The sequence below is a fragment of the Janthinobacterium pasteuri genome, from assembly GCF_051380775.1.
Taxonomy (GTDB): Bacteria; Pseudomonadota; Gammaproteobacteria; order Burkholderiales; family Burkholderiaceae_D; genus Janthinobacterium.
The window spans coordinates 103,468-120,842 of sequence record NZ_JBNYXS010000016.1 but is presented as its reverse complement, the minus strand read 5'-3'; the positions used below and the strand labels follow the sequence as shown (position 1 = coordinate 120,842).

General features: G+C 61.2%; 16 protein-coding genes and 1 other RNA gene. 2 read left to right on the top strand and 15 right to left on the bottom strand.

What is annotated here, in order from left to right; all coding sequences use genetic code 11:
- Positions 1-8 precede the first annotated feature (8 nt).
- The 5 genes from ACQ4WN_RS17085 to rnpB all read right to left on the bottom strand — a co-directional run bounded on the left by ACQ4WN_RS17085 (position 9) and on the right by rnpB (position 4,484).
- Positions 9-1,787, bottom strand: coding sequence for a peptidoglycan D,D-transpeptidase FtsI family protein (locus ACQ4WN_RS17085; protein ID WP_436552615.1), 1,779 nt, complete (start codon positions 1,785-1,787; stop codon positions 9-11).
- The gene (ftsL, locus tag ACQ4WN_RS17080) at positions 1,787-2,056 is read right to left on the bottom strand and encodes a cell division protein FtsL (protein ID WP_010394930.1); all 270 of its coding nucleotides are present in this window, start codon (positions 2,054-2,056) and stop codon (positions 1,787-1,789) included. The genes ACQ4WN_RS17085 and ftsL overlap by 1 nt, the downstream gene beginning before the upstream one ends.
- Positions 2,053-3,030 carry a 16S rRNA (cytosine(1402)-N(4))-methyltransferase RsmH gene (gene rsmH, locus ACQ4WN_RS17075; protein ID WP_436552614.1) on the bottom strand — a complete coding sequence of 326 codons (978 nt, stop codon included), beginning with the start codon at positions 3,028-3,030 and terminating at the stop codon, positions 2,053-2,055. Before rsmH ends, ftsL begins: the two co-directional genes overlap by 4 nt.
- A gap of 9 nt (positions 3,031-3,039) precedes the next feature.
- Entirely contained in the window at positions 3,040-3,468 is a 429-nt protein-coding gene (gene mraZ / locus ACQ4WN_RS17070) for a division/cell wall cluster transcriptional repressor MraZ (protein WP_101483922.1), read from the bottom strand.
- A 661-nt stretch (positions 3,469-4,129) separates the two neighbouring features.
- Positions 4,130-4,484, bottom strand: an RNA gene (gene rnpB, locus ACQ4WN_RS17065) — RNase P RNA component class A.
- 219 nt (positions 4,485-4,703) lie between these two features.
- Between rnpB and ACQ4WN_RS17060 the strand changes: the two genes are divergently transcribed.
- Positions 4,704-6,407, top strand: coding sequence for a thiamine pyrophosphate-binding protein (locus tag ACQ4WN_RS17060; protein ID WP_436552613.1), 1,704 nt, complete (start codon positions 4,704-4,706; stop codon positions 6,405-6,407).
- Positions 6,408-6,480: 73 nt separating this feature from the next.
- On the opposite strand, the gene ACQ4WN_RS17055 is transcribed toward ACQ4WN_RS17060, so the two are convergent.
- The 10 genes from ACQ4WN_RS17055 to ACQ4WN_RS17010 all read right to left on the bottom strand — a co-directional run bounded on the left by ACQ4WN_RS17055 (position 6,481) and on the right by ACQ4WN_RS17010 (position 16,160).
- A complete protein-coding gene (locus tag ACQ4WN_RS17055; protein ID WP_436552612.1) occupies positions 6,481-7,032 on the bottom strand; it encodes a hypothetical protein in 552 nt (183 codons plus the stop codon).
- A gap of 150 nt (positions 7,033-7,182) precedes the next feature.
- On the bottom strand, positions 7,183-8,262 hold the full coding sequence (locus tag ACQ4WN_RS17050; RefSeq protein ID WP_436552611.1) for a porin: 1,080 nt from the start codon (positions 8,260-8,262) through the stop codon (positions 7,183-7,185).
- Positions 8,263-9,235: 973 nt separating this feature from the next.
- Positions 9,236-9,691, bottom strand: a complete 456-nt coding sequence (locus ACQ4WN_RS17045) for a nuclear transport factor 2 family protein (RefSeq protein WP_436552610.1) — start codon at positions 9,689-9,691, stop codon at positions 9,236-9,238.
- The gene (locus ACQ4WN_RS17040; protein WP_436552609.1) at positions 9,688-10,455 is read right to left on the bottom strand and encodes an SDR family NAD(P)-dependent oxidoreductase; all 768 of its coding nucleotides are present in this window, start codon (positions 10,453-10,455) and stop codon (positions 9,688-9,690) included. Before ACQ4WN_RS17040 ends, ACQ4WN_RS17045 begins: the two co-directional genes overlap by 4 nt.
- Entirely contained in the window at positions 10,452-11,015 is a 564-nt protein-coding gene (locus ACQ4WN_RS17035) for a DUF3833 domain-containing protein (RefSeq protein ID WP_436552608.1), read from the bottom strand. The genes ACQ4WN_RS17040 and ACQ4WN_RS17035 overlap by 4 nt, the downstream gene beginning before the upstream one ends.
- Positions 11,003-12,283, bottom strand: coding sequence for an MFS transporter (locus ACQ4WN_RS17030; protein ID WP_436552607.1), 1,281 nt, complete (start codon positions 12,281-12,283; stop codon positions 11,003-11,005). Before ACQ4WN_RS17030 ends, ACQ4WN_RS17035 begins: the two co-directional genes overlap by 13 nt.
- Complete coding sequence (locus ACQ4WN_RS17025) at positions 12,280-12,828, bottom strand: chalcone isomerase family protein (protein WP_436552606.1); 549 nt, start codon at positions 12,826-12,828, stop codon at positions 12,280-12,282. Before ACQ4WN_RS17025 ends, ACQ4WN_RS17030 begins: the two co-directional genes overlap by 4 nt.
- Positions 12,829-12,830: 2 nt before the next feature.
- Positions 12,831-14,039 (bottom strand): class I SAM-dependent methyltransferase, encoded by a 1,209-nt coding sequence (locus ACQ4WN_RS17020; RefSeq protein ID WP_436552634.1) that lies wholly within the window; start codon positions 14,037-14,039, stop codon positions 12,831-12,833.
- A 23-nt stretch (positions 14,040-14,062) separates the two neighbouring features.
- Positions 14,063-14,860 (bottom strand): DUF1365 domain-containing protein, encoded by a 798-nt coding sequence (locus tag ACQ4WN_RS17015; protein WP_436552605.1) that lies wholly within the window; start codon positions 14,858-14,860, stop codon positions 14,063-14,065.
- The gene (locus ACQ4WN_RS17010) at positions 14,850-16,160 is read right to left on the bottom strand and encodes an NAD(P)/FAD-dependent oxidoreductase (RefSeq protein WP_436552604.1); all 1,311 of its coding nucleotides are present in this window, start codon (positions 16,158-16,160) and stop codon (positions 14,850-14,852) included. The genes ACQ4WN_RS17015 and ACQ4WN_RS17010 overlap by 11 nt, the downstream gene beginning before the upstream one ends.
- Positions 16,161-16,365: 205 nt before the next feature.
- Here ACQ4WN_RS17010 and ACQ4WN_RS17005 point away from each other — a divergent pair, with 205 nt between their 5' ends.
- Positions 16,366-17,307, top strand: coding sequence for a MerR family transcriptional regulator (locus tag ACQ4WN_RS17005; RefSeq protein WP_436552603.1), 942 nt, complete (start codon positions 16,366-16,368; stop codon positions 17,305-17,307).
- The last annotated feature ends 68 nt before the right edge of the window (positions 17,308-17,375 follow it).

Genomic DNA, 17,375 nt, shown 5'->3' with positions numbered 1-17,375 from the left:
GAGTGACTTCACATGGCCTCCGGGCCGGCATTGGCCGGGACCACGATTTCGGTAACGGAGGAATCGGGTGGTACGTTCATCGCGCGCAGCGCGTTGGTCGCAATCGCCGCGAAAGCGGGTGCGGCAACCTGGCCGCCATAGTGGGCAGGGCCGGTCGGCTCATCGATCATCACGGCAATGATGAAGCGCGGCGCCGACATCGGCACCATGCCAACGAACGAACCTATGTATTTGCGCGGCATCGCATAGCGGCCGTTTTCCACTTTATAGGCGGTACCCGTCTTGCCGCCCACGCGGTAGCCGGCGACCTGGGCGCGCTTGGCCGAGCCGTGCGCGCCGGAGACCACCAGTTCCAGCATGGCGCGCATGTCGGCGGCTGTCTTCGGCTTGATCACCTGCTGGCCCACGGGCAGTTCATTGACCTTCTGGAACGACAATGGAATCGTATCGCCATCGCGCGCGAACATCATATAGGAGCGCGCCAGCTGGATCAGCGAGACGGAAATGCCGTTACCGTAACTCATGGTGGCCTGTTCCACCGGGCGCCACGATTTATACGGGCGCACGCGACCGGCCACAGCGCCGGGGAAGCCCCATTTCGGCTGCTGGCCGAAGCCCACCTTGGTAAACATTTCCCACATTTCCTGCGACGGCATGCCCAGCGCGATTTTCGAGGTGCCGATGTTCGACGACATCTCGATGATCTCGGCCACACTGATCACGCCGTGCGGCTTGGTGTCGGTAATGGTGCGGTCGGCGATGGTGTAGCGGCCCGGCCCCGTGTCGATCAGGGTGGTCGGCTTGACGCGCCCCGTGTCGAGCGCCAGCGAGACGGTGATCGGTTTCAGGGTCGAACCGGGTTCAAAGGTGTCGGTCATGACGCGGTTGCGCAGCTGCTGCCCGGTGAGCTTGCGGCGGTCGTTCGGGTCGTAGCTGGGGTAATTGGCCAGGGCCAGCACTTCGCCCGTGTGTACGTCGAGCACCACGGCGCCGCCGGCCTTGGCATTGAATTTTTCCACCGCTTCCTTCAATTGTGTGAAGGCGATGTACTGGATCTTGCTGTCGACCGAGAGGGTCAGGTCCTTGCCGTCATGCGGTTCGTGGATGAAGCCGATGTCTTCGACGATGTGACCCAGGCGGTCCTTGATCACGCGGCGGCTGCCGGTGGTGCCGACGAGGGTTTTCTGCTGCGCCAGTTCCATGCTTTCCTGGCCCACGTCTTCCACGTTGGTAAAACCCACCACGTGGGTCATCACTTCGCCCTGTGGATAAAAGCGCTTGTATTCCTTGCGCTCGTCGATGCCGTCGATGCCCAGCTTGGAGATTTTGTCAGCCACGTCCATCTCGACCTGACGTTTCAGGTAAACGAAGCTGCGGTCCGAATCGAGCTTCTTGCGCAATTCGTTGACGTTCATTTCCAGCAGACCGGCCAGCGCATTGATTTTCTCGGGCGACGCCTGCAGCACGTCGTCGGGAATGGCCCAGATGGCTTTCACGGGCACGGAAGACGCCAGCACCTGGCCGTTGCGGTCGGTGATCTTGCCGCGCGTGGCAGGCAGTTCCAGCGTGCGCTCGTAGCGTGCCTTGCCCTGCTTTTGCAGGAACTGCGTCGACACGCCCTGCAGCCACAGGGCGCGCGCGCCCAGGCCGGCGAAAGCGAAGAACAGCAGGAACAGCACGACGCGCGAACGCCAGACGGGCAGACGCACTGCCAGTACGGGGTTCTTCGAGAATGGCACGCCTTTCGATGCCGCCACCCGGCCGTTGCTGTTACCGCCCAACTTCATTATTCACCCTCCGTCAGGTATTGCGTACGCGCCGCCGTCAGTGGCGTCATGCTCAAGTCGCGCCGTGCAATCGCTTCGATGCGTTCATGCTTGCCCAGGGTCGACTGATCGAGCTGCAGCTGCGCCCAGTCGATGTCGAGCTGGCGCGACAACGCTTGCGCGCGTTCCAGGTCGATCAGCAGGTGGCGCGACTGATACTGCGCGTTCACCAGCGACAGGCCGCAGCACACCAGCAGGGCCGACAGCACGACACACAGCTTGCCAGTCATCGCGAGCCGCCATTCGCAGGGGTGAGCAGCGGCAAACGCTGCGCCACGCGCATCACCGCCGAACGCGAACGGGGATTACCCTCGATCTCGGCGTCGGACGGCTTCATCTTCAAAATCAGCTTCATTTCCGGCTGCGGCAAGTCCACCGCGCGGATCGGCAGGCGGCGGTCAGGCTGCTCCACGTTCGCCTTCGAGGCGAAGAAGCGCTTGACCATGCGGTCTTCCAGCGAATGAAAGCTGATCACGGCCATGCGCGCGCCGGGAGCCAGGCAGGCATACGCCTGGTTCAGACCGATCTCGAGATCCTCGAGCTCTTTGTTAATGAAAATGCGGATTGCCTGAAAGGTGCGGGTAGCGGGGTCCTTACCCTTCTCGCGGGTCTTGACGGCGCCTGCCACGATGCTGGCAAGCTGTCGTGTGCTTGAAATTGGCTGGACTGCCCGGCCAGCAACAATCGCCTTTGCAATCTGAAAAGCAAACCGTTCTTCCCCATAATCGCGTATCACTTTCTCTAAATTCTGCTCGGTTTCCACCGCTAGCCATTCGGCCGCGGAGATGCCGCGCGTGGTATCCATGCGCATGTCCAGCGGTCCGTCGTTGCGGAAGCTGAAACCGCGCGCCGCATCGTCGACCTGCGGCGACGAGATGCCCAGGTCGAGCAAGATGCCGTCCACTTGCTGCACGCCGCGCGCAGCCAGGCTGGCCGTCATGGTGGCAAAGCTGTCATGGACAATTTCAAAGCGGGGGTCGCCGATCTGTTCGGCCGTGGCGATGGCTTGCAAATCCTTGTCGAAGCCGATCAGGCGCGCATCCGCGGCCAGGCGCGACAGGATCAAACGGCTATGTCCGCCGCGGCCAAACGTGCCATCGACGTAAATGCCGTGCGCGCGATCACCCGACAGGTCGAGCGCATCGACCGCTTCATCGAGCAGCACCGTGCGATGCTGAAATTCCGGCACCGTGAGTTGTGTCATTACGGAGCCTTAGAAAGAAAAATTGGAAAGTACATCGGGGGTGCCGGCATCGATCGCCTGCTGTTCTTTGTCAGCCAACTTGACGGCATCCCATATTTCAAAGTGACTGCCCATGCCGATCATCATGACTTCGCGCGACAGCCCCACGGCGTTGCGCAATTCGGGCGAGATCAGCACGCGGCCAGCCGAGTCCAGCTCGACGTCAACGGCGTTGCCGAGGAAGATGCGCTGCCAGGCGCGCGCCGACATGGGCCAGGCGGCGATTTGCTGGCGGTGGCTTTCCCACACGGGTCGGGGGAAGAACAGCAGGCAGCCATCAGGGTGTTTGGTCAGGGTCAAACGGCCTTCGCATTGAATCGCCAGCGCGTCACGGTGCTTGGCAGGGATAGACATCCTGCCTTTGGCATCGAGATTAATTGCGGACGCGCCTTGAAACACGGAAGACCTTTTTTGAGCTTGGGTTGCGACGCTTGCGCATCACGATGAAAAGGGAAAATTTCCCACAAAAATACACTTTTTCACACAGTTGCCCACTTTAGAGGAAGCAAAGATAGTGGTCAAGCGGTTTCCGATTGGCAAAACAGGAATTTTATTAATGAAATTAAGGACTTAGCGCATATCGTTGAAGCAGTCTCAAATTAAAATATATCGATAAATTAGATACTTATGAAAGATAGTGAATGTGCTACCTCATCTGCACACATGTGTTTTCCTACCGTAAACATCGAAAAAAACGAAATCGAAAAATTGAATTTTTTACAGTTAGTTGACACATGACAATAGTTTCGTCATCCGGACACAACAGCAATCAGCCACCGAAAAAGACTTGGTTTAAAGCAAAAGAAAAGCACCCCTGACGCGTATCGGCACTGTTTTCCGGGGCTGGCCTGTCACAGGAAAACTATTTTTGCAAGGCAGCAATTAATTGTAACCAAGAAACTTTAACCAATTATTCACCTTTAGTTGTATATACAACTTTATCCGTAATGCTACATATTTGGAAACAAAAAAAGCCCCGTTGCGGGGGCTTTTTGGCGGCGCGCAGCAGGCAAACCGCTGCGGCCGATACGCTCCCCGGCAGGCCAGGGAGCACGAATTCAAGTGAAGCAGGCCGGTAGGCCGGATTTTGTTACGGCGCCTTCCCTTGCAGGTTGGCGCTATGACAGTCATTCCTCTAGGCGCCAGATTACTCGGGCGCTCAAGCTTTCTACCCGCACGCTCCGCGAGCAGCATCATCGCGTGCCTATTTGAAATTGCACCAGGTGGAGGTTACCGCGTTTCACCGTAACTTAATACGCTCGTCTCTGTGGCCCTATTCCTCGCCTTATACCATGGGCTAACTGCGCTTGCGGCTTTCAGCGGACGGCCGTTAACCGTCACCCCGCTCTATGGAGTCCGGACCTTCCTCCCGCCAGCGCATTGCTGCGCCGGCCAGCGACTGTCTGGCCTGCTTCACCCGCCATTGTACCGCGCCGCAGCATGTTTCTGCAAAAACGCCTGTGCAGGCCCCTCGTCGCCCCCTCCCGGCCCGGGGGATTGTGTAATTCGGTGTCGCCATTTCAAAAGCCGGGCCAAATCGGCTCACATAGAATGAGGCAAGCTGCTTGCATGCAAGCGCATGCGCACCGCTTGCCCCACTTCTTTGCCACCCACTAGAATATAAAGAGCCGAACATGACGCAACAATCCCGTACCGGCGGCCAGATCCTGGTCGATGCCCTGCAGATCCACGGTGTCGACACCGCTTTTGGCGTGCCAGGCGAAAGCTACCTCGACGTGCTCGACGCCCTGCACGATTCGGGCATCCGCTTCATCATCAATCGCCAGGAGGGTGGCGCCGCCTTCATGGCTGAAGCCTACGGCAAGCTGACGGGCAAGCCGGGCATCTGCTTCGTCACGCGGGGACCGGGCGCCACCAACGCCTCGATCGGCGTGCACACGGCGTATCAGGATTCCACGCCGATGATCCTGTTCATCGGCCAGGTGGGCAATGATTTCGTCGACCGCGAAGCGTTCCAGGAAATCGACTACCGCCGCATGTACGGCCAGATGGCCAAGTGGGTGGCGCAGATCGACCGCGCCGAGCGCATCCCCGAATACCTGGCGCGCGCCTTCCAGGTGGCCACCAGCGGGCGCCCCGGCCCCGTCGTGCTGGCCCTGCCGGAAGACATGCTCATTTCCATGGCGACTGTCGCCGACACGCGCGCCTACCAGCCCGTGCAGGCGGCGCCATCAGACGCCCAGCTGCAGCAGCTGCGCGAAATGCTGGCGACGGCGAAGCAGCCGCTGGTGTTGCTGGGCGGCACCACCTGGACGCCGCAGGCGTGCGCCGACCTGCAACAGTTCGCCGAAGCGAACCACTTGCCCGTCGCCTGCGCCTTCCGCTTCCAGGACTTGCTCGACAATGCCCACCCGAACTACGTCGGCGACGTCGGCATCGGCATCAACCCGAAACTGGCCGCGCGCGTGAAAAATGCCGACCTGGTCATCGCCATCGGCCCGCGCCTCGGCGAAATGACGACGGGCGGCTACACCCTGTTCGACTCGCCCGTGCCACGCCAGCGCCTGGTGCACATCCATACCGATGCCGAGGAGCTGGGCAGCGTTTACCAGGCCGAGCTGATGATCAACAGCGGCATGCCGCAAGTCTGCGCCATGCTGGCCGCCATGCCCCCCGTCGACGCTTCCGCATGGAAACAGTCGCCGGCCGAAGCCAAGGCCGAGCTTGCCGCCTACCAGCAGCGCCCACCCATCTTCCAGGATGGCCAGGCACCGCTGGATCTGTGGCAAGTGACGCAAGAGATCATGGCCCAGGTTCCCCACGACACCATCCTGACGAACGGCGCCGGCAATTACGCCTCGTGGGCGCACCGCTTCTACCGCTATGGCGGCATGCGCACGCAGCTGGCGCCGACAAATGGCGCCATGGGCTATGGCGTGCCGTCCGGCGTGGCGGCGAAGATCGTGCATCCGCAGCGCACCGTGATCACCTTTGCCGGCGATGGCGAATACATGATGAATGGCCAGGAACTGGCCACCGCCGTGCAATACCAGGCGGGCGTGGTCATCATCGTCTTCAATAACCAGATGTTTGGCACCATCCGCATGCACCAGGAGCGCGATTACCCGGGCCGCGTCTCGGGCACGACCCTGCACAACCCGGATTTTGCGGCACTGGCGCAAGCATATGGCGCGCATGGTGAAGTGGTGAATACGACAGAAGAGTTCGCCCCTGCCCTGCAGCGGGCGCTGGCGCACGCCAGGGAACACAACTTGCCGGCCCTGATCGAGCTGCGCTACGACGGCAACCTGATCACGCCGAACGCCACCCTGGCCACCATCCGCGCCACGGCGGAAAAGGCGCAGGCGGCAAAATAAGCCGCTTGCAAGGCGAGAAATAACAAAGGCCCGGGCGATTCCGGGCCTTTTTCTTTTTGACAGAGGCAATCGCTCAGGCAGCGGGCACTGGTACGCTTTCCTCGGCAGGCACGGCCTCCGCCGGCGCTTCCGGCATCGGCGGGCATGGCGAGCAATTTTTCAGGGGACGGCCGAAATCGCGCACGCGGCTCAATTTCATGGGCATGCGCACATTGCCGCCGCAGTAATCGCCTTCCAGGGTCAGAGTTTGCCCGTCTTTGGAAAACTTGCCGACGATGGTGCGTTCTTCGCTGTCGGCGCCCGCGATGGTGAAATCGAAGGCGCCCGTGGCGGCGTTCAGGTTGACATCGTTGGCGACGATAGGCCAGCTCAGGGCACCGGCCGTGAATTCGTAGATGACGGAATCGGCCTCGGCAAAGCGGTGCAGAGTCACGCGCTGGCCGCCGATTTCGCCGCTATCCTTTTGCAGGCACAGGTCCGAGTAGACGGCCACGCCGTAGCGTTCCAGTCCGGCCGGCTTCTTGCCCTTGGCTGCGGCGAAGGTGGCACCGGTGGCGCTGGCGAATAACAACGCGCCCAGCGCGGCCAGCAGGACGGGCAGGCGCGGCGATTTGAATGGAGTCATGGCATTCCTTTACTTGAGTAACGGCGCCATTATAACTGGCGCCGCCCATGCAAAAACGCGCCGTCAGACCGAAGCCAGACAGCGCGTTTCTTTGCTTGCAGCATCCCCGAAGGGATGCCTTAGCGGTACTAAGCTTCGCTTGCGCGAATATTAGAACGAGTGACGAACGCCAACGTTGAAGGCTTTGTCGCCCGTACCAACATTGCTGTTGTTACCAACGGTGTAGCCAGCGTTGTTTTTGTTCTTGATCTTGGCGTACGAAGCGTAGGTGCTGGTGCGCTTCGACAGAGCGTAGGAGTAACCCAGTGCCCATTGATCAGCATCAGCGTTAGCAGCGGTTTTGTCGTTCGTGCGGATGAACGAAGCCATCACGGTGCCAGCTGGGCCAACAGGTACGGTTGCGCCGACCAGGATGTTGTTGCTATCGGTGCTAGGAGCTGCCGACAGTTGGGTCAGGCTATACGCATTACGGTCGGTGTTGTTACGCAGTGCGCTGGATTGACCTTTGTTTGCGCCGTATGCGACGTAAGCTTTAGCAACTGCGAAGTCGTAGTTAGCTGCAGCCAACCAGTTACGGCCGCTAGCGGCTTGAAAGCCGACGTCGTCGTTGCTGGTGTTGTTGTAAGCCAGGCGAGCATTCAAAGGACCGTTGCTGTAACCAGCCGACGCGCCGATTTGACGACCGTATTTGTTCGACTCAGCTTTTTCGCCGAAGGTGTAAGCCACGTCAGCGTCAAAGCCGTTGAAGTTTGGCGAGGTGTACAGCACGGTGTTGCTGGTGCGGGTGTTCGCTGGGAACAAGTTCTTGGCGGAACCAGCGTAGCCAGCTGCGAATGGATCAGCAACTTTCGACAGGGTGTTGTACCAAGGCGTGTATTGACGACCCAGGGTCAGGGTACCGGTCGTTTTGCTGCTCAGGCCTACGTAGGCTTGACGGCCGAACAGGGCTTCTGCTTTACCTGGAGCACCTTGCGCGCCGGAATCAACGTTGAAACCCGCTTCCAACAGGAACAGTGCCGACAGGCCGCTGCCCAGATCTTCGGTACCTTTGAAGCCCAGACGGGAAGCCGAAGCAACGCCGCTGTCCAGTTTGTTAACGTTGCCTTTAACGCCGCCGCGCTCGCTGACGAAACCAGCGTCAACGGTACCGTAGATAACAACGCTCGATTGAGCTTGGGCTACGCCAGTGGCTGCTGCCAGGACTGCCAGGGTGATCAGAGTTTTTTTCATTGCGATTTCCTTTAATTTTGAAGCAAAAAGTAATACAGCCTATGCATCTCGAGCTGCGCTCTAGCAGAGCGCTTTTTATGAGTGAGGGCAAGGTCTCCACCTGCCACATTGCTGTTCCGGTCAGAGGAACATTCATATCGGTATCGGTACGCTATTGCACCGATAAGCTTGAAGGCTGCATAAAGACCGTCATTCGTGCGCCGGTTCGGTGCTCAAAAGGCACCGGAAGCGGCACTATAACGACCGTTTCACATTCCATCAAGTTCCGACATGTTACTTCCGGTACCAGGCCAGGTGCTTTTTCGGGCATCCCGACCATCGCCAACCGTACTACGCGACAGAGCCAGTGCCCCTTGCCAACCAATGCATTGGCCTGATTGACCATTCCATCATAGCGCATGGCTTGCTGGCACCCGTTGTATTAGCGCAACAGTATCAGGCGAGTGATTAAAACGTCAACATGCTTTACCCATCATTTGCCCTCCAAGACTTACGCGACAAAGCGCACAATTTGTCAGGCGATAATGGATAAACGGGACGAAGCATACACGGCATCGCCAATGTTTGCTGCCGGATGCCCAAAAACGGGAAATAATGTGCGCTATTTTGGTGCGTTGCGGCATTATTCAGGGGCGTAGACGCCAATTCGCTCGTCGGCGAGCGCGTACGAAAAATAGCCAGAGTATTAATGAAATTACTGACTTTCCAGTAATTTAAATTGCTCACATATAAATATTTTCCATGTTTTCTCATGCCTGCGTCGGCTACCCGATAGCAACGGATGAGGACGACTTCTGCTTGCAAATTGCGCATCAATTGAAACAATTTCTTACAATGTTGCCTTCTCAATATTTTGACAAATTTGTGTCAAAAAAACGACAAATTGATCGGAATCAAGTTTCTTACCGCTCATTTGCACACAATTTACTTCTTCTTTTTTTGATTTTTTGCTGAAAAGCATCAAGAAACAAGCTTAACGCTGGCTTGCGCGCCGGAGCATGCGCATGAAACCGCCCAGCACAGGCAGTTTTTCATACAATTCTTCGGCGGCATCCCAATAATCGCGGTGCAAGACCACCCGCCCTTGCGTATCGAAGCGCACATGCGTTGCGCCACGAATACATTGTTCGCCCGATACCAGGCGTTTCATGCGAAAACGAAACTCCCACGTCAGGAAGGATTGCGTCCCCTGCCCCAGGCTTTCCAGCACGACAAACCTCGGCGCATCGACTTGCACGAACATATGCTCGAAGATGGCCAGGATGGCGGCATGCCCCACCACCTCGTTGAACGGGTCCTTGAAATGGGCGTCCGGTGCGTACACGGCGCCCAGTTGCGCCAGGCTTTCGATGCTCAAGTGCTCGTAAAACGCCACCAGGCGCGCCAGCGCGCCTTCCGTCTGCCCCGTATCCTGGCTGCTTGCGGTCATACGCCCGTCACCTTGCGGATCAGCCAAAAATAGGCGCGGTACGGCAACAGCCGCGCCAGGCGCAGGGTATTCGTAAAGCGCTTGGGGAAGTGGATGTGAAACTGGCCCCGCTCGATACCGTCGAGCATGGCGGCGGCGGCGTCTTGCGCCGTCATCAGGGCAGGCATCTTGAAATCATTGTCCGCCGTCAGGGGCGTGGCGACAAAACCGGGATTGATTTGATACACATCAATCCCGCGCCCATGCAAATCCAGGTACAGCGACTCTGTCAGATTGATCAGCGCGGCCTTGCTGGCGCCATAAGCGAGCGCCTTCGGCAAGCCGCCATACCCGGCCACCGAGGCGACGATGCCGATGCCGCCGCTGCCCTGGCGCAACAGCCACGGCAAGGCCTGCTCCAGGCAGTTGAAGACGCCGCCCACGTTCAGGGCCAGCAAGCCCTGCGCCGCTTCCAGGTCGAAACTATCGGCACGCATGGCCTGATAGCCGCCAGCGACTACCAGTATCAGGTCGATATGCGTCCACTGCTGCTGCAAGTGCGCGCAGACGGCCCGCAACTGCGCGGGCTGGGTGATATCGAGCGGCAAGGCCTGCGCCAGCGGTTGCCCCTCGCACAACAGCTCCAGGCTGGCGCGATGGCGGGCCGACAGGGCCACGCACGCGCCCTGTCCCAGCAGCAAGGTGGCGCATGCGGCGCCGATGCCGCTGGAGGCGCCGATGATCCACACGCGCTTGCCGGCCCAGCTGCTGATCTTGCGATTCATGGGGCCGCCTGTGATGGACGTTTGCTGAACGATAAAGTGACGGCACCCAGGCTGAAGCCGAACTTGCTCATGGCGGCGCGGTTGAGCATGACCTTGTCATCCATCAGGAACATCCAGTCCTCGAAGTCGACGTGGTAGACCGTGCCATCGACCGGCAGCGCCAGCACGTATTGCCAGCGCAACGCATTGCCGGCCACTTCGCCGATGGCCTCGCCGACCACGTCCGGCGCCGTGCCGATGAAGCGCCCGGGCGCCGTCCTGCGCAGGGTCCACACGCGCCGTTGTTTGCTGCCGTCCGAATACGTGAAATCCTCGTCCAGGGTGCCCGTCTCACCCACCCAGCTGGCCCGCATCACCACCGTGAAACGCTTGACCACCTTGCCCGAGCGGTCCTGGAAGATGCCGTGGGCATCGAGCGTGCCATTGAAGTACTGCTGCAGATCCAGTACGGGCAGTTCCTGCACATACGTGGCCGGTGTAGGCGGCGTTGAGCAGGCGGCCAGCGCCAGCAGCACAGCCGCCGCCGCTATGCCGCGTCGGCAACATTTCATGAGGTGCATGGTCGAATCTCCAGGTGATCGCTATATATATGTTGTAAAGGCGCGCGCCACAGCAGCAACGCTGCCAGCAGTTTCAGGGCGCAGGGCAGCAAAGCGTAGGCCGCTGACAGGGCCGGCAAGCCTTTGCTGCTGCCCGGCACATAGCCAAGCCAGGCCAGCAGGGGCAAGGCGATGCCGGCCGCCAGTGCCAGGCTCATTTGCACGCCCCAGTTCCACCAGCCGAAATATGCCGCTTCATGCCGCCCGGCATGACCGGCCGCGCCGATCAGCCCTGCCAGCAGGGCTGGCGGCAAGGCCAGGTCGGCGCCCAGCGCCAGGCCCGACAGCAGGCAGATGGCGGCAAAGCCCCAGGCGGCGCCCGCGCCCAAGCCATAGGCCCAGACAAACACGCTGGCGGCCAGCAACATGGCGCCGCCCCAGGCGCGCGCTTCACCAAAGCGGCGCGCCAGCGCCACCCACACGGGCATCGAAGCGGCTGCCGCGCAAAAATACACGATCAGGAACGGGCCGGCGTAATGCCCCAGACGCAGATAATCGCCGGCAAAGAACAGGAACAGGGTGGCGGGGATGGCGGCGGCCACGCCGTTGACGAGCAAGACGGCGAACAGCCAGCGAAACGCGCGCTGGCGCAATGGGATTGTCCAGCCACTGCCGGCGACCACGTCCCCCGCAGTGCGCAAGGCCGGACGCGGCGCGCGCGCCAGCAGCAATGTGCCCGTCGCCAGCAGGCAGATGGCAAAGGCCAGCGACAAGCCGTCATAGCCGAGCACGGAGGTCAGGGCCGCCGCCAGGATCACGCCGAGCAAGCCGCAGCCTTCGCGCACGGCCGCCACCCGCGCCCGCTGCGTGGGCGCCTGGCTCAGCGCCGCGCCCCAGCTCTGGTGCGCGATGCCGGCCAGGCCATAGGCCGTGTAGACGAGCAGCAAGGCAGCCAGGAACCAGGCCAGAGTAGCACCATGCGACAGGGATGGCGGATGAAACAGGGCGCCAAAGCCCAGCAGTAGCAGCGGTAGCGCGGCGCCGACATATGCGGCATAGCTGCGCCCGCCGCGCGCCATCCAGGCGCCCAGGGCCGGATCGATGAAGGCAGCGGCGATGCGGGCCGCCAGCAGCACGGCGCCGATCTGCGCCAGGTCAAGGCTGCTGCGCTGCGCATAAAACGGCGCCACATAGATATAGATAGGCAGCGCCAGCATGGCCAGCGGCAAGCCAAACAGGCCATAACTGAACAAGGCCGGCAAGGTCAGAGCGCTGGCCCCGGCATTCATGGCAGCGGCGCCGCATGCTGCAACAGCGCGCCGCGCAGCTTGGGCGCCGTCGAATCGGGCGACAGCCAGATGGCGAAGAAGGCGCGCGCAAAGTCGCCATCGCTCACGTCAGCCAGCACCTTGCCATCGAGATAAAAGCGCACGCCGGGCGCGATGCCGGCCCGGTAGGCGCCCGCGATACGCTGGTCTTCCTTGACGTCAGGAAAGATGCGCTGCATGGTGGCCAGCCACGCCAGCCGCTGCGCTTCCGTGCCAGCGCCTATCTTCTGCATCTGTTCATAGCTGGCCTCGGCGATCTTCTTGCCATCGAGCGCGCGCGCGTAGCGCAATTCCAGCACAAAAGGCGCCGTTGCCGACGCCGCGCCCTGGTAACCCTGCGCCCCCACCCAAAGTTGCGCTCGATAAATACGCATGCCGAACCAGGTATACTCGCCTTCCCCGGCCAGCCGCGCTTCGGGCACGTCCACAGTCACAAAGGCAGGCGGCGCGGCCACGGCACCGGACATGCTCAACGACAGCACAACAGCGGCAAGCAAGCGGCGCATGGTCAGTCCTTGATCAGGGTAAATTGCATCACATCCGTGTTGTGCGCCTGGAAGGCGGCCTCGCAATACGCCAGGTAAAACTCCCAGGTCAGCAGGAAACGGCCATCGAAACCCTGCTTTTCCAGCGCCGTGCGCTGGGCCAGGAAACTGGCGCGCCACTGGCGCAGGGTTTCTGCATAGTCGAGGCCAAAGCTGAAGGCGTCCACTACACGCAAGCCCTGCGCCTCGGCGGCGCGACGAAACTCGGCCGGCGATGGCAGCATGCCGCCCGGGAAAATGTACTGTTGAATGAAATCCGTGCTCTTGCTGTAGCGCTCGAACAGCTCGTCGGCGATGACGATGGTCTGGATGCAAGCCCGTCCGCCCTGCTTCAGGTTGCGCGCCACGCAGGCGAAATAGCCGGGCCAGTAGCTCTGACCGACGGCTTCGAACATCTCGATCGAGGCGATGGCGTCGTACTGGCCGTGGCTGTCGCGGTAATCGCACAGTTGCAAATCGGCCTGGCTGGCCAGTCCCGCGCCCTGCAGGCGCTGGCGCGCATAGGCCAGTTGTTCGGTCGACAGGGTCAGGCCCGTCACATGGGCGCGGTAATCGCGCGCCGCCGTTTCCGCAAAGCCGCCCCAGCCGCAGCCGATTTCCAGCACGCGCTGGCCCGGCTGCAGTTGCAGCTGGTCGGCGATGCGCCGGTATTTCGCCCCCTGCGCCTGTTCCAGGCTGGCGCCTTCGGTGAACAGCGCGCTCGAATACGTCATCGACGGGTCCAGCCACAGCTGATAAAAGGCGTTGCCGATGTCGTAATGGGCGTGGATATTTTTCTTGCTGCCGGCGCGCGAATTGCGGTTGAGCAAATGCCTGACCTTGTAGACCAGGTTGCCCCACCAGTTGCCGTAGATCAGCGATTCGATCTGCGCACGGTTGCGTATCATCAATTCGATCAGACCCGGTAAATTGTCCGTGCGCCAGTCGCCCGCGATAAACGTTTCGGCAAAGCCGATGTCGCCCGAACGCAGGACGGCCGAACACAAACGCCAGTTGTGCAAATCCAGGGTGACGGGGTGGCTGGCGTCGCCGTACAACAAGATCCGGCCATCGGGCGTGCGCAGGCGCAGGGCGCCATACTGCAATTTTTCCAGCAGGCGCACTATCATGCGCCCGGTGGCAGGCATATCCAGATGCTCATGCGAGATAGGGGGACTGCTGCGCGCATGCATGCCGGTCGGCAGGGAATCGGAGCTCATCGGGACACCTTTTCTTGTGGGGGAAGGGGTTTGCTGAAAAACGGTACGCGGCGCAGCCACAGGCGCAAGGCTTGCCAATGGATGCGCGCCATCACGCCAAACGTCATCAGGGGGTAGCGCAGCAAGGCCCAGGCGATGGCACCATCGCGCAGCGGCTGCGCCGTGCCGGACAAGCTCGTTTGCAGCAGCGGACCGTCGAGGTCGTCGTAATCGACCCGGGCCAGGTGACGCTCGCCATCCTTGTCGCTGTTGCGCAGGAAACGAAAACGATAATTGCCTTCCACCTTGCAAAACGGCGACACGTGGAAAATTTTCTTGGCGACCAGTTCGCTGCCATAGGCAATGGCGTGGCCCTGCTCGAGCAAATACAGGTGGCGCTCGCCAAAGGTATTGCGCACATCGCAGAGCACGGCGCGCAGCGCGCCATCCGGGCGGTGGCAAAACCAGAAACTGACGGGATTGAAGACATAGCCGAACATGCGCGGCATGGTTTGCAGCCAGATTTCACCGCCTGCATCGGCCACGCCATGCTGGCGCAGCAAGCCATCGATCCACTCCAGCAGCGGCGTCGTGCCATCGCCATGGTCGCTGTCGCGGAAGGCAAGCACGTTGGCGCCATTGCGCGAGATCAGGCGGGCAGGAAAGTCGTGCGCGCCCATGCTGCGCAAGGGCAGGCGCAGATAAAACATGCCATAACTAAAAGCATGCGGACGCGGGCGTAGCCGCGCATGGCGCACCCGTCCCAGGCACAGCTGGGGCTGTGGCGGCACGGGCGGCGAGGGATCACGCGGCATGACCGAGCTCCGCCGACGCCATGCCGTTCAACGCTTCTGCCACCGCCAGGCCCGACTTCAAGCCGTCTTCATGAAAGCCATAGCCCGTCCAGGCGCCCGCAAACCACGTGTGCTGCGCGCCCTGGAAGCCGGCCAGGCGCGCCTGGGCGGCAATGGCCGCGCCATCGAACACTGGGTGGGCATACGAAAATTCGTCGATGATGGACGCCGGATCGGGCTCGTCGAGCGGATTGAGCGACACGAGAACGGGCGTACTGAATGGCAGCGGCTGCAACTGGTTCAGCAAATAATGCACGCATACTTGCGGCGCCTCGCCCTGCGCGGCCGGCCGGCCCTGGTAATTCCAGGCCGACCAGGCACGACGGCGCTGCGGCAGGCAGGACACGTCCGTATGCAGCACGGCCCGATTGGGCTGGTAGCGCACGGCTTCGAGCACACAGCGCTCGTCGTCGCGAATATCGGCCAGCAGGGCCAGCGACTGGTCGCTGTGGCAAGCGAGCACCACGTGGTCGGCATGCTCGACACCGGCGGCCGTATGCAACTCGACCATGCGCGCGCCACCGTGCGGCTGGCGGCGCACGGCCAGCACGGGGCACGCCAGGCGCTGCTGCGGTATGCCCGCCAGCAGTTTTTCCACATACATGCGCGAACCGCCCCGTACCGTGCGCCATTGCGGGCGGTCACTCACTTGCAGCAAGCCATGGTTGTGGCAGAAACGAATAAACGTCGCCAAAGGAAAGGCCAGCATCTGGCGCGCCGGGCACGACCAGATGCAGGCGGCCATCGGCAGCAGATACCAGTGACGGAACTCGTCGCCGTAGGCATGCAGGTCGAGAAACTCGCCCAGCGACATGGCCGGCGCCGGCAAGCTGGCCGTGGCCAGGGCGCTGGCCTGGCGGTTGAAGCGCAGGATGTCGCGCAGCATGCGCAAGAAGGCGGGGCGCAGCAGATTGCTGCGCTGGGCAAACACGGTGTCCAGATTGGCGCCCGCCCATTCCAGCACGCGGGCATCGGGCGTGGTGCCCAAGGGCATTTTCACGGAAAACGACATGTCGCTGTCGGCCGCCTCGACACCGAGTTCATCAAACAGTTGCACCAGGTGCGGGTAGGTGGCGTGGTTGAACACGAGAAAACCCGTGTCAACGCCATGCGTGACGCCATCGAGCGTGACATCCACCGTATGGCTGTGACCGCCAAAATAGTTGCCCGCCTCGTACAAGGTGACGTCCTGGCCCGCCTGCGCCAGCCGGTAGGCACACGACAAACCGGCAATTCCTGCTCCGACGACGGCAATTTTCATGAATACACCTGTGTTAAGTTTGTCCTGGACAAAACGAGCCTCATGAATAATCGATGAAATATTGATTTATGTCAATGAGTGCCCTCAGCCGTTCACAAACTTATACGTCGGCAATTTCTAATCGGATTCAGCTAGTTGGTAAGGGGCGGCGGAAGGCGTAAAATGCAAGCCACGTTCTTCCGCAAGCGAGCAAAGCCACCCTGGTATGGATACTGACCTGCAACCCACTTCCGCCTTCAGCATCAGCGATGTCGAACGCGATACCGGACTGGCCAAGGAAACCTTGCGCGTGTGGGAGCGCCGCTACGCCTTTCCCCAGCCCAAGCGCGACGCCTTTGGCGAGCGCAGCTACCCGGCCGAGCAAGTGCAGAAGTTGCGCATGGTCAAGCGCCTGCTGGACCTCGGATTTCGTCCGGGAAAAATCATGCAACACAGTACCGTGCAACTGCAGCAACTGGCCAGCGCCGGCAACGCGGCGCCGTCAACCCGGGCACCTCAGCTCGAACACTACCTGGCCCTGTGCCGTGGCCACCAGATGGCGGAACTGGGCGATGCCCTGCGCCATGCGCTGGCCGTGCTGGGCTTGAAAGCGTTCACCATCGACGTCATCGCGCCCCTAACCGCCATGGTGGGCGAAGCGTGGGCTTGCGGCGACCTGGCCATATATGAAGAGCATCTATATAGCGAAACCTTGCAGACGGTGATGCGCCATGCCATTTTTTCCCTGCCGCAGGCAAGCAGCCCATCCACGCGCACGCCGCGCATCGTCCTCAGTACCTTGCCGCAGGAGCGTCATGGCCTGGGGTTGCTGATGGCCGAAGCGCTGTGTGCGGCGGCCGGTGCCCATTGCATGTCGCTGGGGGTGGAAACGCCGCTCACGGACATCGTCGCGGCCGCCCGCGCGCAGCGGGCCGACATCGTGGCGCTGTCGTTTTCCAGCGCCAGCAAGCAACGGCAGACGCGCGACAGCCTGCAGCAGCTGCACGCAAGCTTGCCACCAAGCATAGAATTGTGGGCTGGCGGACGCAGTCCCGTGCTAAACAAGCAACCGCCGCCCTTCCTGCAGGTGCTGAACTTGCGGCAAGTCGACGAAAGCATCGCCGACTGGCGCCGCCGCCATCAGGCGCAAGCCCTGCAAACCCACTGAACCGGCCGGAAAGCGCGGCAACTGCGGCGATCTCCGTGGATAGCCGCGCAATGTTGCCAATCGAACAG

What these genes read in the sequence shown, in the direction of transcription:
- ACQ4WN_RS17085 (WP_436552615.1), bottom strand. Translation starts at nt 1,787, where the DNA reads ATGAAGTTGGGCGGTAACAGCAACGGCCGGGTGGCGGCATCGAAAGGC.
- ftsL (WP_010394930.1), bottom strand. Translation starts at nt 2,056, where the DNA reads ATGACTGGCAAGCTGTGTGTCGTGCTGTCGGCCCTGCTGGTGTGCTGC.
- rsmH (WP_436552614.1), bottom strand. Translation starts at nt 3,030, where the DNA reads ATGACACAACTCACGGTGCCGGAATTTCAGCATCGCACGGTGCTGCTC.
- ACQ4WN_RS17060 (WP_436552613.1), top strand. Translation starts at nt 4,704, where the DNA reads ATGACGCAACAATCCCGTACCGGCGGCCAGATCCTGGTCGATGCCCTG.
- ACQ4WN_RS17055 (WP_436552612.1), bottom strand. Translation starts at nt 7,032, where the DNA reads ATGACTCCATTCAAATCGCCGCGCCTGCCCGTCCTGCTGGCCGCGCTG.
- ACQ4WN_RS17050 (WP_436552611.1), bottom strand. Translation starts at nt 8,262, where the DNA reads ATGAAAAAAACTCTGATCACCCTGGCAGTCCTGGCAGCAGCCACTGGC.
- ACQ4WN_RS17045 (WP_436552610.1), bottom strand. Translation starts at nt 9,691, where the DNA reads ATGACCGCAAGCAGCCAGGATACGGGGCAGACGGAAGGCGCGCTGGCG.
- ACQ4WN_RS17040 (WP_436552609.1), bottom strand. Translation starts at nt 10,455, where the DNA reads ATGAATCGCAAGATCAGCAGCTGGGCCGGCAAGCGCGTGTGGATCATC.
- ACQ4WN_RS17035 (WP_436552608.1), bottom strand. Translation starts at nt 11,015, where the DNA reads ATGCACCTCATGAAATGTTGCCGACGCGGCATAGCGGCGGCGGCTGTG.
- ACQ4WN_RS17030 (WP_436552607.1), bottom strand. Translation starts at nt 12,283, where the DNA reads ATGAATGCCGGGGCCAGCGCTCTGACCTTGCCGGCCTTGTTCAGTTAT.
- ACQ4WN_RS17025 (WP_436552606.1), bottom strand. Translation starts at nt 12,828, where the DNA reads ATGCGCCGCTTGCTTGCCGCTGTTGTGCTGTCGTTGAGCATGTCCGGT.
- ACQ4WN_RS17020 (WP_436552634.1), bottom strand. Translation starts at nt 14,039, where the DNA reads ATGCATGCGCGCAGCAGTCCCCCTATCTCGCATGAGCATCTGGATATG.
- ACQ4WN_RS17015 (WP_436552605.1), bottom strand. Translation starts at nt 14,860, where the DNA reads ATGCCGCGTGATCCCTCGCCGCCCGTGCCGCCACAGCCCCAGCTGTGC.
- ACQ4WN_RS17010 (WP_436552604.1), bottom strand. Translation starts at nt 16,160, where the DNA reads ATGAAAATTGCCGTCGTCGGAGCAGGAATTGCCGGTTTGTCGTGTGCC.
- ACQ4WN_RS17005 (WP_436552603.1), top strand. Translation starts at nt 16,366, where the DNA reads ATGGATACTGACCTGCAACCCACTTCCGCCTTCAGCATCAGCGATGTC.